The sequence below is a fragment of the Sphingomonas sp. BL-S-28 genome, from assembly GCF_055521515.1.
The window spans coordinates 1,010,777-1,025,157 of record NZ_CM145484.1; the positions used below are offsets into that span (position 1 = coordinate 1,010,777).

The window sequence follows — 14,381 nt, forward strand, 5'->3', positions numbered from 1 at the left end:
CGCCGCGTACAGTGCAAAGTGTACAGAAGCGATTGCGGCCAGCGCATGACAAGTAACACGGAAGGCGCAAGTGCTTCTAGCGCGGCCCCATTTCCATGACGGCGCGCGCAAGTGCGACGAGTTCGGCTTCACGATTGACGCCGCACTTCTGGAAGATCGTGCGCAACTGACTGATGACTGTCTGCACACTGACGCCGCGCAGATTCGCAACCTGCTGGCGCGAATGGCCATGGGCCAGCAGCGCCACCACTTCGCCTTCGGCCAGCGTCAGCCCCAAAGCCGATCCGATCGTGCGCGCCTGCGCTTGCGCGGGGCCGAGCGGGGCGCGCAAGGTGACGATCACGCGCGGGGCGAAGCCGAAGCTCCAGTCCTGCCGGGGCAGCGTGCGCACGTCCACCAGCAGCAACCCGCTATCGGACCGCAGCCAGAGGTCGGCCGGGTCATCGCCCTTGCCGGCAAGCGCGGCGGCGATGCGGCCTTGCAGCAGACGGTCCAGATCGGGCCTGGGCGCACGCAACATGCCGCCGCGCACTTGCAGGGTGCCGGGGCCGAGCAGGTTGCGCGCCGATTCGGTGGCATCGCAAACCTTGCCCAGCGCATCGAGCAGGATCGCCGGGCTGTGGAATGCCTCCAGCGATCCGCGCAGCAGGGCTATCCCCTGGTGCTCGATCGCGTCCTGCATGCGAATCGCGGCCAGCACGTCCGGCGCGACCGCTTCCAGTACGGCGCGCTGCGCCTCGGTCGTGCGGCCTTCCGCCGGCCCGTGCAGCACCGCAAGGCCGAAGAATACGCCGGGCCGCTGGCTGAGCACGATCTGCGCGCCGAACTCCGCATCGTACTTGCGCACGTGCTCCAGATAGGCCTCACCTGTCCCATTTTGGCGCACCTGATCATAATGCGCCTCCCAGGTCAGTTCCATCGGTGGTCGGGTGGCGCCGACACGGTAGTTAATATCGGGGCGCAATCCGCCGGCTGCTATGAACTCCGCTTCGTATTCGGGAGGGGTGTCGGTCGCCCAATTGAAGGCTTGGAATCGACTGCCCAACGCCAGCAACTGTGCCCGCGAAGAGCCTGTAGCGTCGCGCAAAGCCTGGAGCGCAATGTCCCAGCCTTCCTTTTCGAAGGGTGCACGCGCGAAGAGGCTGCCCACCACTTCCGCGTCACTGCGGAATTCCCTGTTTCCCGGCACAACACCTTCATGCCGCCTGTAAAACTACTTAACAAGTACTGTTAACGAGCACTCGTGCTCAGAGCGGCTACCATGAACGTGGTATGCCGTCGCGGGTCATTCCGTCCAAAACGGATTTGCGACCCGAGGGATCGGCGAAATTCGATCCTGAGACTGGCCCGGGGCCTGCCACGGCAGGCCCCGGGCGTCTTGTTTTAGGGGTATCGATTGCGAAGCGAAGGCGGGCGTTTACGGCTGGTAGCCGGTCACTTCCCCCACTTCTTCTGCATCTTGCCATACCGCGTCTTGCGCGTGCCGGGTTTGCCCTCGTTGCTGCGGCCGACGATGGGGGCTTTCTTGTGATCGTCCGGGATGCCGAGTTCGCTGGCTTCCAGGCGGCGGATCTCGTCGCGCAGGCGGCCGGCTTCCTCGAATTCCAGATCGGCGGCGGCGGTGCGCATCTTCTTTTCCAGATCCTCGATATAGGCGCGCAGATTGTGGCCGACGAGATTGTTCTGGCCCTCGGCATCGATGTCCACCAGCACGCCGTCGCGGCTGGCGGTATCCGCCACGATGTCGGCGATGCGCCGCTTGATCGTCTGCGGGGTGATGCCGTGCTCGGTGTTGTATTCTTCCTGCTTGGTGCGGCGACGGTCGGTTTCCGCGATCGCGCGTTCCATGCTGCCGGTCATGCGATCAGCATAGAGGATCACCCGGCCATCGACGTTACGCGCGGCGCGGCCGATGGTCTGGATCAGCGAGGTTTCGCTGCGCAGGAAGCCTTCCTTGTCGGCATCGAGGATGCAGACGAGCCCGCACTCGGGAATATCCAGGCCCTCACGCAGCAGGTTGATGCCCACCAGCACGTCGTAGACGCCCATGCGCATATCGCGGATCAGTTCGATGCGTTCCAGCGTCTCGACGTCGCTGTGCATGTAGCGCACGCGCACGCCGGCCTCGTGCATGAACTCGGTCAGATCCTCTGCCATGCGCTTGGTCAGCGTGGTGACGAGCGTGCGATAGCCGCGCTCCGCCGTCGTCTTGCACTCGACGATGCAGTCCTGCACCTGATCCTCGACCGGGCGGATTTCCACCGGCGGATCGATCAGTCCGGTCGGACGGATCACCTGTTCGGCGAAGACGCCGCCCGATTCGTCCATCTCCCAATGGCCGGGCGTGGCCGAGACAGCGATGGTCTGCGGCCGCATCGCGTCCCATTCGTTGAAGCGCAGCGGGCGGTTGTCGATGCAACTCGGCAGGCGGAAGCCGTATTCGGCCAGCGTGATCTTGCGCCGGTGGTCGCCCTTCGACATGGCGCCGATCTGCGGCACCGTCTGGTGGCTTTCGTCCACGAACAGCAGCGCATTGTCCGGCAGGTATTCGAACAGCGTCGGCGGCGGCTCGCCGGGCAGGCGGCCGGTAAGGAAGCGCGAATAGTTCTCGATCCCCGCGCAGCTTCCGGTGGCGGCGATCATTTCCAGATCGAAATTGGTGCGCTGCTCCAGCCGCTGGGCTTCCAGCAGGCGGCCTTCGGCTTCCAGTTCCTTCAGCCGCTCGGTCAGTTCGAAGCGGATCGCCTCGCTTGCCTGCTTCATCGTCGGGCCGGGCGTGACATAGTGCGAGTTCGCATAGACCCGCACCTTTTCGAGCACCGAGCCCTTCTTGCCGGTGAGCGGATCGAACTCGGCAATCTCCTCGATCTCGTCCCCGAAGAACGAGATGCGCCAGGCGGTGTCCTCAAGGTGGCTGGGGAACAGTTCCAGATTGTCCCCCCGCACGCGGAAGGTGCCGCGCGTGAAGGCGGCATCGTTGCGCTTGTACTGCAGGGCGACCAGCTTGCGGATGATCTCCCGCTGGTCCTGCGACTCCCCGGTCTTCAGGTCGAAGATCATCGCCGAGTACGTCTCGACCGAGCCGATGCCGTAAAGGCATGAGACCGAGGCGACGATGATCACATCGTCCCGCTCCAGCAGCGCGCGCGTGGCCGAGTGGCGCATGCGGTCGATCGCCTCGTTCACCGAGCTTTCCTTCTCGATGTAAGTGTCCGACCGGGCAACGTAGGCTTCGGGCTGGTAGTAATCGTAGTAGGAGACGAAGTACTCGACCGCGTTCTCCGGGAAGAAGTCCTTCATTTCGGCATAGAGCTGCGCGGCCAGGATCTTGTTCGGCGCCAGGATCAGGGCGGGGCGCTGCAGTTCCTCGATCACCTTGGCCATCGTGAAGGTCTTGCCCGATCCGGTGACGCCCAGCAGTACCTGCGTCTTCTCGCCCTCTCCCGCCGTGGAGACGAGATCGGCGATGGCGGTGGGCTGGTCGCCGTTGGGTTCGTATTCCGAAACGACCTTGAAGGGCCTGCCAGGCATCGACTTGTCGGGACGTGCCGGCTTGTGGGGGACGAACGTGCCCGAAGTGTCCGGTTCCTCAAGGCCCCGGCGGATGATCAGCTCTGCCATGGGAGAACATATGGGGTATATCGCCCGTGCCCGCAATGTCTCGTGGGAGGGGACTCGCGGGAAGGGCGCGTCGATGATACTTCCTCACCTCTTTGGTCTGGTGCGAAAGGTCTCGACTCTATGAAGCGGATCATGGCGGTTTCGGTGATGTGTGCGGCGCTGGCTCTGGCTGCCTGTGGCTCCAAGGAACAGGGCAAGTCCGGCGAGGCGAAGTCGATGGACGAAGTGAAGCAGGAAGCCGCCCAGTTGCAGCGACCGAAGCCCGGCCAGTACCGGCAGACGGTAGAGATCACGAAGATGGACGTGCCGGGCATGCCCAGCGAGGCTGCCGCGCAGATGAAGACGATGATGGCCAAGGGGCAGGTCAACGAGTTCTGCCTGACGCAGGCGGAGGCCGATAAAGGCTATCGCGACATGTTCGACAACATCGGCAAGGGCCGTGAATGCTCCTATTCGCGGTTCGAGGTTGATGGCGGCAAGCTGGATGCCCAGATGGATTGCAAGTCCGCCGATCAGGGAACGGCCACGATCAAGCTGGCCGGCACGGTGGGCGAGCAGGGTTCCGACGTGACGGTGAACATGAACATGTCCGGCGGCACCGCGCCGATGGGCGAGATGACGATGGCGATGCATATGAAGACCGCTCGCGTGGGCGATTGCCGATAGAGTGGCTGACAGCAAGTTGAAGGATTGAAGTGAACGGATCCGCTCCGCGACAGATCGACATGATGCGCAGCGCCATCGCGCGCCGCGCAGCGCTGGCGCGTGAGCCGCATCCCGAAGGCGTGCGAAAGCCTTCGCTGCGTCTGTTCCTGGCCGAACTCGCGTCGTTGCGGCGGGGCGGGAAGAAGCGGATCGCGGTGGAGAAGGCGCTGCATCCGCAGCCGATCATGCTCCTGCCCGGCTTCGGCGCGCATCCCAACCGGATGCGCCCGATGGCGGAGGCACTGGCCGAGGCAGGACATGAGGTTCACGAATGGGGCCTTGGCCTCAATCTCGGGCCGAACCAGCAGAACTTCACGTTCCTGATGCGCCGCGTGGGCGCGCTGGCACGCCAGCACAAGCGCCCCGTCGCGCTGGTCGGCTGGAGCCTTGGCGGCCTGTTCGCGCGGGAGATTGCGCGGCGGGAGCCCGATTGCGTGTCCAAGGTCATCACCATGGGCACGCCGTTCTCAGGTGATCCGCGTGCCAACAATGCCTGGCGTGCCTATCAGATGGTCACCGGCCACTCGGTCAGCGCGCCGCCGATCGACTGCGATTTCACCGCCAAGCCGCCGGTGCCAACCGTCGCCTTGTGGAGCCCGCGCGATGGCGTGATTCACCCGCGCTCGGCCTGCGGCTGGCCGGGCGAGCGAGACCGGGCCGTGGCGATCCGGTGTTCGCACCTGGGCTTTGCCAGCGATCCGCGCGTGGTGGCGGAAGTGCTGCGTCAGCTCGATTTCGAAGATTAGAGCGGTTGATCCGATTGCATCGGATCAACCGCTCTAAGATTTTGGTTTATCGCGTTTTCCGAGCCATCAGGTGATCCCACCCGATTGGAAAACGCTCTACGCCATCACATCGTCTCGCGCCTGCGCGACGGGCGGGCGCGAGGCCAGCGAGCAGCCTGCGCTGGCGCCGATCAGCATGGCGACGGCCAGCCACTGCAGGCCACTTAGCCGCTCATCCAGCACCAGATAGCCGACGATGGCGCCCAATGCGGGCGCCATGCTGCTCAGCAGGCCGACGATGCGGCTTGGCAATTGGCGCATCGCGCGCATTTCCAGCACATAGGGCAGCGCGCTGGAGAGGACCGCCACGACCGCGCCGAGCGCCAAGGCGTGCAAGGGCAGACTGTGCGGGGCCGAGGCGAGGCCGACCGGTATCGTGATGCAGCAGGCCACCACCATGCCCACCGACACCGCAACGGCGCCACCGACTTCCGAAGCGCGCCGCCCGCAGAGGATATAGTGCGCCCAGCAAGTCGCGGCCGCCAGCGCGAACAGGATGCCCAGCGGATCGAGCGCGTGCGCGCTGCCCTCCCACGGGATCAGCAGCGCCATGCCGCCCACCGCCAGCGCCAGCCACAGGAAATCCTTCACCGAGCGCGAGCTTGCCAGCACCAGGCTGAGCGGTCCGCAGATCTCGATGGCGACGGCGATGCCGATGGGAATGCGCCGGATCGCCCAGTAGATCGCCAGATTCATACAACCGAGCACCACGCCGTAGAGCAGCAGCCACTTCAACTGCCGCGCCGTCATCTTCACGCGCCACGGGCGGGCGATGGCGAGCAGGATCAGCGCCGAAATCGTCGTGCGCAGAGCGGCAACGCCTTCGGGCCCGACCAGTGGAAACAGGCTCTTGGCGAAGGCAGCGCCCAGGTTGATCGAGCTTTGCGCAACGATGATCGAAAGGCCGGCAAGAAGGGCAGTGCGGTCGGTCTGCGAGGTCATGTGCGGGGCGATGCCAGTTGGGAGCGCAGAAGGGAAGGGAAGTTGCTGGCGGACATTCGACGCAGAGGATCGTTTAGGCCGGCCGAAAATCTCGTCATTGCGAGCGCAGCGAAGCAATCCAGGGCAGTCCGGCGCCGCTCTGGATTGCTTCGCTGCGCTCGCAATGACGAGGCGGGCTTGGGTTTGCGAGGACACGAGAAACTCCGAATTCACGCCAAACCTTAGCCCGTCGCCCCCGCGAAGGCGGGGGCCCCGCTTCCTTGTCTCCACGGCGCCAGAAAAGCGGGGTCCCCGCCTTCGCGACGACGACGAAGCATTGGGATTAGGTATTAGGACGAGGCATCAGGATGCCGGTCGCAGCCGCCGATCAGCCTCTCGGCGGCTGCCGTCGGTAGCTCAAGGCCTCGGCTACATGCACGCGGCCCACTTCAGTCGCTCCGGCAAGGTCGGCAATCGTGCGAGCCACGCGAAGGATGCGCGTATAGCCGCGGGCCGAGAGGTGCATCGCCTCCGCCGCCTGCATCAGCAGCTTGCGACCGGGCTCATCGGGCGTGGCGTGCATATCCAGCAGGTCGCCGTCGAGTTCGGCATTGGTGCGCTTGCCGGTGCCGTCCAAACGCGCGGTCTGCACGGCGCGGGCGCGGGCAACGCGCTGGGCCACTTCGGCGCTGCCTTCCTTGGGCGGAGGCAGGGCAAGGTCCACGGCGCGGACGGGATCGACCTCGACATGCAGGTCGATGCGGTCAAGCAGCGGGCCGGAGACCTTGCTCTGATAATCGGCGGCGCACTTGGGCACGCGTGAACAGGCGAGGGACGGGTCGGACAGATAGCCGCAGCGGCAGGGGTTCATCGCCGCCACCAGCTGCACGCGCGCCGGATAGGTGACATGGGCATTGGCGCGCGCCACCGAAATCTCGCCGGTTTCGAGCGGCTGGCGCAGCGAATCGAGCACCGCGCGCTGGAATTCGGGCAGTTCGTCGAGGAACAGCACACCCAGATGCGCCATCGAGACTTCGCCCGGCCGCACCCGCAGGCCGCCGCCGGTCAGCGCTGCCATCGATGCCGAATGGTGCGGCGAACGGAACGGGCGGGCGCGGCTGATGCGGCCTTCTTCCAATGTGCCGGCGACCGAGGAAATCATCGAGACTTCCAGCGCCTCTGCCGGGGTCAGTTCGGGCAGGATGCCGGGCAGGCAAGAGGCGAGCAGCGATTTCCCCGCGCCCGGAGGGCCGCTCATCAACAGGTTGTGCGATCCGGCGGCGGCAATTTCCAGGGCACGGCGGGCGACTTCCTGCCCCTTCACCTGCTTCAGGTCCGGGCCGCTGACGGGCGGATCGGCGCGGCCGACAGCGGGCGGCGGCAGGACCTGCGTGCCCTTCAGGTGATTGAGCAGGCTGATCAGGTTGGGCGTTGCCACCACCGGCACGCCTTCGGCCCAGCGCGCCTCGGTCCCTTGCGCGGCGGGGCAGATCAGTCCCTTGTCCAGCGAACTGGCATGGATCGCGGCGAGCAGCACGCCGGGGGAAGGGATCACGCGGCCGTCCAGCGCGAGTTCGCCCACCGCCACGAAATCGGCCAATTGCTCGGCATCGACCACGCCCATCGCCGCCAGCAGGGCCAGCGCGATGGGCAGGTCGTAGTGTGAGCCCTCTTTCGGCAGATCGGCGGGGGAGAGGTTGATGGTGATGCGCTTGGGCGGCAGGGCAAGGCCCATCGCCGTCAGCGCCGCGCTGACGCGCTGACGGCTTTCGCCCACTGCCTTGTCGGGCAGGCCGACCAGGGTGAACGCGGGCATTCCCGGCGCCACCTGGCATTGAACTTCGACCGGGCGCGCCTCCAACCCCAGGTAGGCGACGGTCGAAACGAGTGCGACCACGAAGGACCCTTGGCTCTCAGGAAAAACGACGGATGAACTAGGTACATCCACCGAATGACACTGCCCCCCGGCACTGTCGATATTCAAAGCGCTACCCAGGCCAATCGTTACACCGTTTTAACCGCAAGTCTCACGGCTTGGGTAAGGACTTGCGGCGCAGTTTTGGCACATGCGTACGATCGTAGCTGCCTTGCTCGCACCGCTCATGGCCCTGCTGCCGCTGGGCGCCGTTTCCGTTTGCGCGCAGGAGGCGGCGCCGGCGGCCACGCTCGCGCCCATGCTACCTTACGAAATGGTGCTCTTCGAGGAGCCGGGCTACGTGCAGCAGCCCGTGGCGGTGATCGCAGACGAGGCGGAGCCTTTCGTCGGCGGCGAGCGACTGGTCGATATCGCCTGGCAGCAGACCCAGCCTGCCCCTATCCCGCGCGGCGTCGCCCGCTACGGTCCGTTCCGCGTGATCGATGCGCGCCATGTCGCGCTGGTGGATGTCACCGATTCGCGCAGCCCCGCCCAGTTCGCCGCCATGCTGCGCGATTGGCCGGCAATCGCCGAAATCGAGATGATCGAATGCCCGGGTACCGAGGATGACTTCGCCAATCTGCGCTTGGGCCGGATGATCCGCGCGCGCGGCATTGCCACCCATGTGCCCGATGGCGGTTCGGTCCGCTCCGGCGCGGTCGAGCTGTTTCTGGCCGGAACCCGGCGATATGCCGACGACGGCGCGGAGTTCGCGGTTCATTCCTGGATCGACGATTCGGGGCGTGAGGCGAAAGACTATTCGGCAGATGGGCCGGAGAACCGCCGATATCTGGACTATTATCGCCAGATGGGCATGGACGAAGGCGAGGCGCGGGCCTTTTACGCGATGACCAATTCGGTGCCGTTCGAATCGGCGCTGTGGTTCGGCGCGGGGGAAATGAATCGCTGGGTCTCGCTGGACCGGGTTGATTCGCCGCCTAGCCAAAGAGCCGGCCGAATCGACCTTGCGGTCGCTTCGGGGGTGAGGTTCCGCTGATTTCGAACAAGTGATTGGCAAGGACTGCGGCCTGATTGCGGGTCATGTAGATCCGCGCGATTTCGGGTTCGTCGCCGCTATCCCATGACGAACGCTCGAAAGTCTGAAGGTCGAGGATCAGATTCGGCCCGAAGGTCTGCGAAGACCACCCCACCAGCACGCCGACCTGATCGTCTTCCTTCATCGTTGCCCCGTTTCCGCCGCTCCGGTCGATCTGACGGACCGAGTCTATCATGCCCCTTGCCCGCAAGGCTTGGGCACGCATGGCTATCCGGCGATCCCCATAGGAGGTAGTTGCCGAATAGCCGCCGCATGAAAAGAATCGCGGTGCCGCCCGGTTTGACGGCCGAAAGAGGCTGGCTTTGCTTGACTCTGCTTCGGCGCTCCAGTATCGGCGCGCTCTGTTTTGCGGTCGTCCCGGTCGGGCGGCCTCTTTTGTTCGGATTTTCGAGGACCGTCATGAAGCGCACTTTCCAGCCCAGCCGCCTTGTCCGCGCCCGCCGTCACGGCTTCCGCGCTCGCACGGCGACCGTCGGTGGCCGCAAGGTTCTTCGTGCGCGCCGCGCCCGCGGCCGTTCGAAGCTCTCGGCCTAATCGAGACTTTTCCAGCTTAACGGCTGGATGCGGCACCGGCCCGTGCCGCTATCCGATCCCTCGCATGCTGTGTTGCGTGGTGAGGAATCGGGTAGCGGCACGGGCCGCCGCCGTTTGTACTTTGCAGTTCTCCTCCCTATCTGCCGGCTGACATGACCGCCGCCTATTCCACCATGACCCGCCGGGCCGACTTCGTTGCGGCCAATGGCGGCCTTCGTGTGGCGCGGCCCGGATTCGTGCTCCTGGCCAAGGGTAACGATGGGCAGGGGCAGCGGGCGGGCATCACCGTCACTAAGAAGATCGGCAATGCGGTGGTGCGCAACCGCATGAAGCGGCGCTTTCGTGCGCTGCTGCGCGAACTTCTGCCCGAACTCGGCCTTGCCGATACCGATCACGTGCTGATCGGGCGCGAGGGCGGGGTGGAGCGCGATTTCGCACTGCTGCGCGAGGAATTGCGGGTGGCGCTGGGCCGGGCTCAGGCCGGGAAGGGCGATCCGCCGCGCAGCCATCGCGGCCGCAAGGGCAAGCCCCGCAAATGAAGCGCCTATTCGCCTTGTTCGCGCGTCTTCCGGGGTTGCTGCTGATCGGTATCGCCCGGGCGTGGCAACTGGGCCCTTCGCAAGTGCTGCCGCCGTCCTGCCGCTATTCGCCCTCGTGCTCGCAGTACGCGATCATTGCGGTGCGCAAGCACGGTGCGATTAAGGGTGGCTGGCTGGCGTTCAAGCGTCTATTGCGCTGCCAGCCTTGGGGTGGGCACGGCTACGACCCGGTGCCGGACTGACATGAATTGAGGTAGCGGCCAAAGCCATCGCGCGGCCGCCGCCTTCGACGGGATTACGACAGGAAAGCCTTCGTGAATAACCAGCGCAACATCATTCTGGCGGTCTTGTTGACCGCGCTCGTGCTTTTCGGCTGGCAAGCCGGCGTCAATCACTTCTATCCGAACGCCAACAAGCCCGCCAAGGTCGAGCAGACCGCCGCGAACCCGGCCCCGACCAACGCCGCCAAGCCCACCCGTGAGGGCGGCCTGCTGAACGCGGACGACGTTGCGCTGGAACGGCAGGACCTGAAGACCGCGCTGACCAAGGGCGGCCGTCTGCCGATCCAGGCGCCGGGCGTTTCGGGTTCGATCAACCTGACCGGCGCGCTGCTCGACGATCTGGTGCTCAACCGCCATCGTGAGACGGTGGAAAAGGATTCCGGCCCGGTCCGCATGTTCTCGCCCTCCGGCACGCCGGCGCAGCAGTATGCGCAGTTCGGCTGGGTCGGCCAGGGTAACGCCGCGCCCAATGCCCAGACCGTTTGGACCGCGCCCGCAGGCGCCAAGCTGACGCCGGCCACGCCCGTCACGCTCACCTGGGACAACGGCCAGGGCCAGACTTACGCGCTGACCTTCAAGGTCGATGACAATTACATGATCACGGCTGACCAGCAGGTGATCAACAAGGGCCAGGCACCCGTCACGGTGCAGCCCTTCGCTTTCGTGAACCGCACCAACCGCACCGCCGCCGCTTATGCCTGGACGCTGCGCACCGGCGGCATCGGCGCTTTCGACGGTTCGGTGGTGTTCGGACCCAAGTACGACGATCTCGTCGGCGCGGGCACGCAGGACCCGGCCGGCAAGGTCGACTGGATCGGCTTTACCGACGTCTACTGGATGTCCGCGGTAATTCCGGTGAACGCCGCCAACAACGGTAAGGCCACCGGCTCGTTCCGTTCGCTGGGCAACCAGCTGTTCCGTGCCGACGCCGTCTACGAACAGAGCGTGGTCCAGCCGGGCCAGACGCTCAGCCGCCAGACCATGCTGTTCGCCGGTGCCAAGGAGCACGCGGTGCTCGACGCCTATGAGAAGGCGGGCGTCGCCAACTTCGGCCTCGCGATCGACTGGGGCTGGTTCCGCTGGTTCGAAAAGCCGATCTTCTGGCTGCTGGTGAAGCTGTTCGCGCTCGTCGGCAACTTCGGCGTCGCCATCATCCTGCTGACCGCGATCGTGCGCGGCATCATGTTCCCGGTCGCGCAGCGCGGCTTCGCTTCGATGGCCGCGATGCGTGCGATCCAGCCGAAGATGAAGGCGATCCAGGAGCGCTACAAGGACGACAAGGAAAAGCAGCAGCTTGAGATCATGAAGCTGTACAAGGAAGAGAAGGTGAACCCGCTTGCCGGCTGCCTTCCCATGTTCCTGCAGATTCCGGTCTTCTTCGCGCTCTACAAGGTGCTGAACCTGGCGATCGAAATGCGCCACCAGCCGTTCGTGCTGTGGATCAAGGACCTTTCGGCGCCCGATCCGCTGCACATCCTGAACCTGTTCGGCATGCTGCCGTTCACGCCCCCGGCCTTCCTTGGCATCGGCGTGCTGGCACTGCTGCTGGGCGTGACGATGTACCTGCAGTTCAAGCTGAACCCGCAGCAGATGGATCCGGCGCAGCAGCAGGTCTTCGCCCTGATGCCCTGGTTCATGATGTTCATCATGGCGCCGTTCGCCTCGGGCCTGCTGGTCTACTGGATCACTTCCAACCTGCTCGCGATCGGTCAGCAGAAGCTGCTCTACGTGATGCATCCGCAGTTGAAGGCGCAGCAGGAAAAGGAAGCCCAGGACAAGGCTCGTGCCCGCGAGCGCGAGAAGAAGGCCTGAGGCTGACATGGAAGAAGAACAGGCAGAACTGATCGAACAGGCACGGAAGCTCTTTTCAGGACCGGTGACGTTCCTGAAGAGCGCGCCCGCGCTGAAGTTCCTGCCCGAATCGGGTGAGCCGGAGATCGCTTTCTGCGGCCGCTCGAACGTCGGCAAATCGTCGCTGCTGAACGCGCTGACCGGCCGCAAGGCGATCGCGCGCACTTCGGTCACGCCGGGGCGCACGCAGGAACTGAACTTCTTCGACGTGGGCGAGCCGCTGCAGTTCCGCCTGGTCGACATGCCTGGCTATGGCTTTGCCAAGGCACCGCCCAAGGTCGTCGAGACCTGGCGCCGCCTCGTGCGCGACTATCTGCGCGGCCGCGTGGAGCTGAAGCGCACGCTGCTGCTGGTCGATTCGCGCCACGGCGTGAAGGATGTCGATGCCGACATGATGAAGATGCTGGACGAGGCCGCCGTCGGCTACCGCATCGTCCTGACCAAGGCGGACAAGATCAAGGCGAGCGAACTGGAAAAGGTTCACGCCGAAACGATCGCCGAGGCGCGCAAGCACCCGGCTGCCTATCCGGAGGTGCACGTCACCTCTTCGGAAAAGGGCCTCGGCATCGCCGAATTGCGTGCGGCGGTGTTTGCCGATTCGCTGATCTGACGATTGGTGATCGGACCGGGGTTGGGTTTCGCCCGGCCCCGCACGCGAACTTTCCGCAATACCACTCCGTCGTCCCCGCGAAGGCGGGGACCCCGCTTGTTCTTCGGGCGGCGAGGAAAAGGAAGCGGGGCCCCCGCCTTCGCGGGGGCGACGGTTCGGTTGATTGAGCGGGGGCATGGAGTTTTCACTCCGCCCAAGATTTCTCCTCACATCAATCGCTTGTCCTCCACCGCGCCGCCGTGGCGGCGTCACGATACCATCGCACTATCGCGCCATCATCGGCACTTGTGGACCGTCCTCGACCTGCCCCTCAACCGCACAGGCCGGAAAACCTGGTATGTGACGATTGCGTGACCGGCCCGCTTCCCCTAGGGGCACGCGGTCGCGCGTCAGAGAAGAAAGGAGACTCGCCATGCGCCAGATCGCCGTTCTTCCCTATCGCACCGTCGGCCCCGCGGTCGATGCGCCGATCCAGATCCTGCTGATCACCTCGCGCAGCACGCGCCGTTGGGTGATTCCCAAGGGCGGGCTGATGAAGGGCTACCTCCCCCATGCCGCTGCCGCCGCCGAGGCGGAGGAAGAAGCAGGCGTGCTGGGCGCCGCCTGTCCGGTTCCGCTGGGATCGTACCGCTATCGCAAGCAGCGGGCATCGGGCGCATCGGTCTGGGCGGATGTCGACGTATTTCCTTTCGCCGTCACCGAAGAACTTGACTCGTGGGACGAACAGCATCAGCGCGAACGCCGCTGGTTCTCACTCGCCGACGCCGCTAAGGCGGTCGACGAAGAGGATCTTCGCGCGCTGATCCGGTCCTTCGGTGCGCGCGAGTTCCGCGCCGCCGCCAGCCCCGCGCGCATGATCGGCGCGATGGCTGACCGGATGGCCGACAAGACAGGGATCAATACAATGTTTGCCTGGTTCCAGAAGCTGCTTCCGCAGCAGGGCAATTTCTTCGATCTGTTCGAACAGCAAGCCGCGACGCTCGTCGCCGGTGCCGATGCGCTGGCGCGTCTGGCACAGGGCGGCGCCGGCCGCGCGCAGCACATCCGCGAGATCGAGGAGCGTGAACACGACGCGGACAATATCACCCGCGAAGTGCTGCAGACCGTGCGCCGCACCTTCCTGACGCCATTCGATCGTTCGTCGATCACCAGCCTGATCACGACGATGGACGATGCCATCGACGAGATGCAGCAGGTGGCCACGGCCGTGAACCTTTACGAGGTTTCCGAATTCGAGCCGGAAATGATCGATATGGCGGCGATCATCGTCGACGCCGCGCGCCTGACGGCGGAGATCATGCCGCTGCTGCGCAAGATCGCCGACAATGGCCATCGCCTGCATGAACTGACCGAACGCCTGGTGCGCATGGAAGGCCATGCCGATGCGATTCACGCCGCCGGCCTGAAGCGCGTGTTCAAGGCCGACAGTGGCAAGGATGCGCTGCACTTCATCGTCCGCCAGGAGATGTTCAAGCGCCTCGAACGCGTGGTCGACCGTTTCGAGGACGTGGCGAACGAGATCGACGGCCTCGTCATCGATCACGCCTGACGGTCAGATCCCC

The 14,381-nt window shown here is 65.1% G+C and carries 14 protein-coding genes; 9 read left to right on the top strand and 5 right to left on the bottom strand.

The window, feature by feature from the left end; translation table 11 throughout:
* Positions 1–76: 76 nt before the first annotated feature.
* Both ACZ1JC_RS13460 and uvrB read right to left on the bottom strand, forming a co-directional pair.
* Entirely contained in the window at positions 77–1,189 is a 1,113-nt protein-coding gene (locus ACZ1JC_RS13460; RefSeq protein WP_465136377.1) for a helix-turn-helix transcriptional regulator, read from the bottom strand.
* A 245-nt stretch (positions 1,190–1,434) separates the two neighbouring features.
* Entirely contained in the window at positions 1,435–3,621 is a 2,187-nt protein-coding gene (gene uvrB / locus ACZ1JC_RS13465; protein WP_465136376.1) for an excinuclease ABC subunit UvrB, read from the bottom strand.
* Positions 3,622–3,741: 120 nt separating this feature from the next.
* Here uvrB and ACZ1JC_RS13470 point away from each other — a divergent pair, with 120 nt between their 5' ends.
* Positions 3,742–4,287, top strand: a complete 546-nt coding sequence (locus tag ACZ1JC_RS13470) for a DUF3617 domain-containing protein (RefSeq protein WP_465136375.1) — start codon at positions 3,742–3,744, stop codon at positions 4,285–4,287.
* Positions 4,288–4,346: 59 nt separating this feature from the next.
* Positions 4,347–5,072 (top strand): esterase/lipase family protein, encoded by a 726-nt coding sequence (locus ACZ1JC_RS13475; RefSeq protein ID WP_465138602.1) that lies wholly within the window; start codon positions 4,347–4,349, stop codon positions 5,070–5,072.
* Positions 5,073–5,168: 96 nt separating this feature from the next.
* On the opposite strand, the gene ACZ1JC_RS13480 is transcribed toward ACZ1JC_RS13475, so the two are convergent.
* Both ACZ1JC_RS13480 and ACZ1JC_RS13485 read right to left on the bottom strand, forming a co-directional pair.
* Entirely contained in the window at positions 5,169–6,053 is an 885-nt protein-coding gene (locus tag ACZ1JC_RS13480) for an EamA family transporter (RefSeq protein WP_465136374.1), read from the bottom strand.
* A 367-nt stretch (positions 6,054–6,420) separates the two neighbouring features.
* Positions 6,421–7,929 carry a YifB family Mg chelatase-like AAA ATPase gene (locus ACZ1JC_RS13485; protein WP_465136373.1) on the bottom strand — a complete coding sequence of 503 codons (1,509 nt, stop codon included), beginning with the start codon at positions 7,927–7,929 and terminating at the stop codon, positions 6,421–6,423.
* A 169-nt stretch (positions 7,930–8,098) separates the two neighbouring features.
* Between ACZ1JC_RS13485 and ACZ1JC_RS13490 the strand changes: the two genes are divergently transcribed.
* Positions 8,099–8,944, top strand: coding sequence for an alpha/beta hydrolase (locus ACZ1JC_RS13490; RefSeq protein WP_465136372.1), 846 nt, complete (start codon positions 8,099–8,101; stop codon positions 8,942–8,944).
* Here ACZ1JC_RS13490 and ACZ1JC_RS13495 read toward each other — a convergent pair.
* Entirely contained in the window at positions 8,886–9,179 is a 294-nt protein-coding gene (locus tag ACZ1JC_RS13495) for a hypothetical protein (RefSeq protein WP_465136371.1), read from the bottom strand. The genes ACZ1JC_RS13490 and ACZ1JC_RS13495 overlap by 59 nt on opposite strands.
* Positions 9,180–9,403: 224 nt before the next feature.
* Here ACZ1JC_RS13495 and rpmH point away from each other — a divergent pair, with 224 nt between their 5' ends.
* The 6 genes from rpmH to ACZ1JC_RS13525 all read left to right on the top strand — a co-directional run bounded on the left by rpmH (position 9,404) and on the right by ACZ1JC_RS13525 (position 14,368).
* Positions 9,404–9,538 (top strand): 50S ribosomal protein L34, encoded by a 135-nt coding sequence (rpmH, locus tag ACZ1JC_RS13500; protein ID WP_086494189.1) that lies wholly within the window; start codon positions 9,404–9,406, stop codon positions 9,536–9,538.
* A 152-nt stretch (positions 9,539–9,690) separates the two neighbouring features.
* The gene (rnpA, locus tag ACZ1JC_RS13505; RefSeq protein ID WP_465136370.1) at positions 9,691–10,077 is read left to right on the top strand and encodes a ribonuclease P protein component; all 387 of its coding nucleotides are present in this window, start codon (positions 9,691–9,693) and stop codon (positions 10,075–10,077) included.
* Positions 10,074–10,319: a membrane protein insertion efficiency factor YidD gene (yidD, locus tag ACZ1JC_RS13510; RefSeq protein ID WP_465136369.1), complete on the top strand. Its 246-nt coding sequence runs from the start codon at positions 10,074–10,076 to the stop codon at positions 10,317–10,319. The genes rnpA and yidD overlap by 4 nt, the downstream gene beginning before the upstream one ends.
* 72 nt (positions 10,320–10,391) lie before the next feature.
* Positions 10,392–12,170: a membrane protein insertase YidC gene (gene yidC, locus ACZ1JC_RS13515; protein ID WP_465136368.1), complete on the top strand. Its 1,779-nt coding sequence runs from the start codon at positions 10,392–10,394 to the stop codon at positions 12,168–12,170.
* 7 nt (positions 12,171–12,177) lie between these two features.
* Positions 12,178–12,819 (top strand): ribosome biogenesis GTP-binding protein YihA/YsxC, encoded by a 642-nt coding sequence (yihA, locus tag ACZ1JC_RS13520; protein ID WP_465136367.1) that lies wholly within the window; start codon positions 12,178–12,180, stop codon positions 12,817–12,819.
* Positions 12,820–13,231: 412 nt separating this feature from the next.
* Positions 13,232–14,368, top strand: coding sequence for a DUF47 family protein (locus ACZ1JC_RS13525; protein ID WP_465136366.1), 1,137 nt, complete (start codon positions 13,232–13,234; stop codon positions 14,366–14,368).
* Positions 14,369–14,381: the final 13 nt, after the last annotated feature.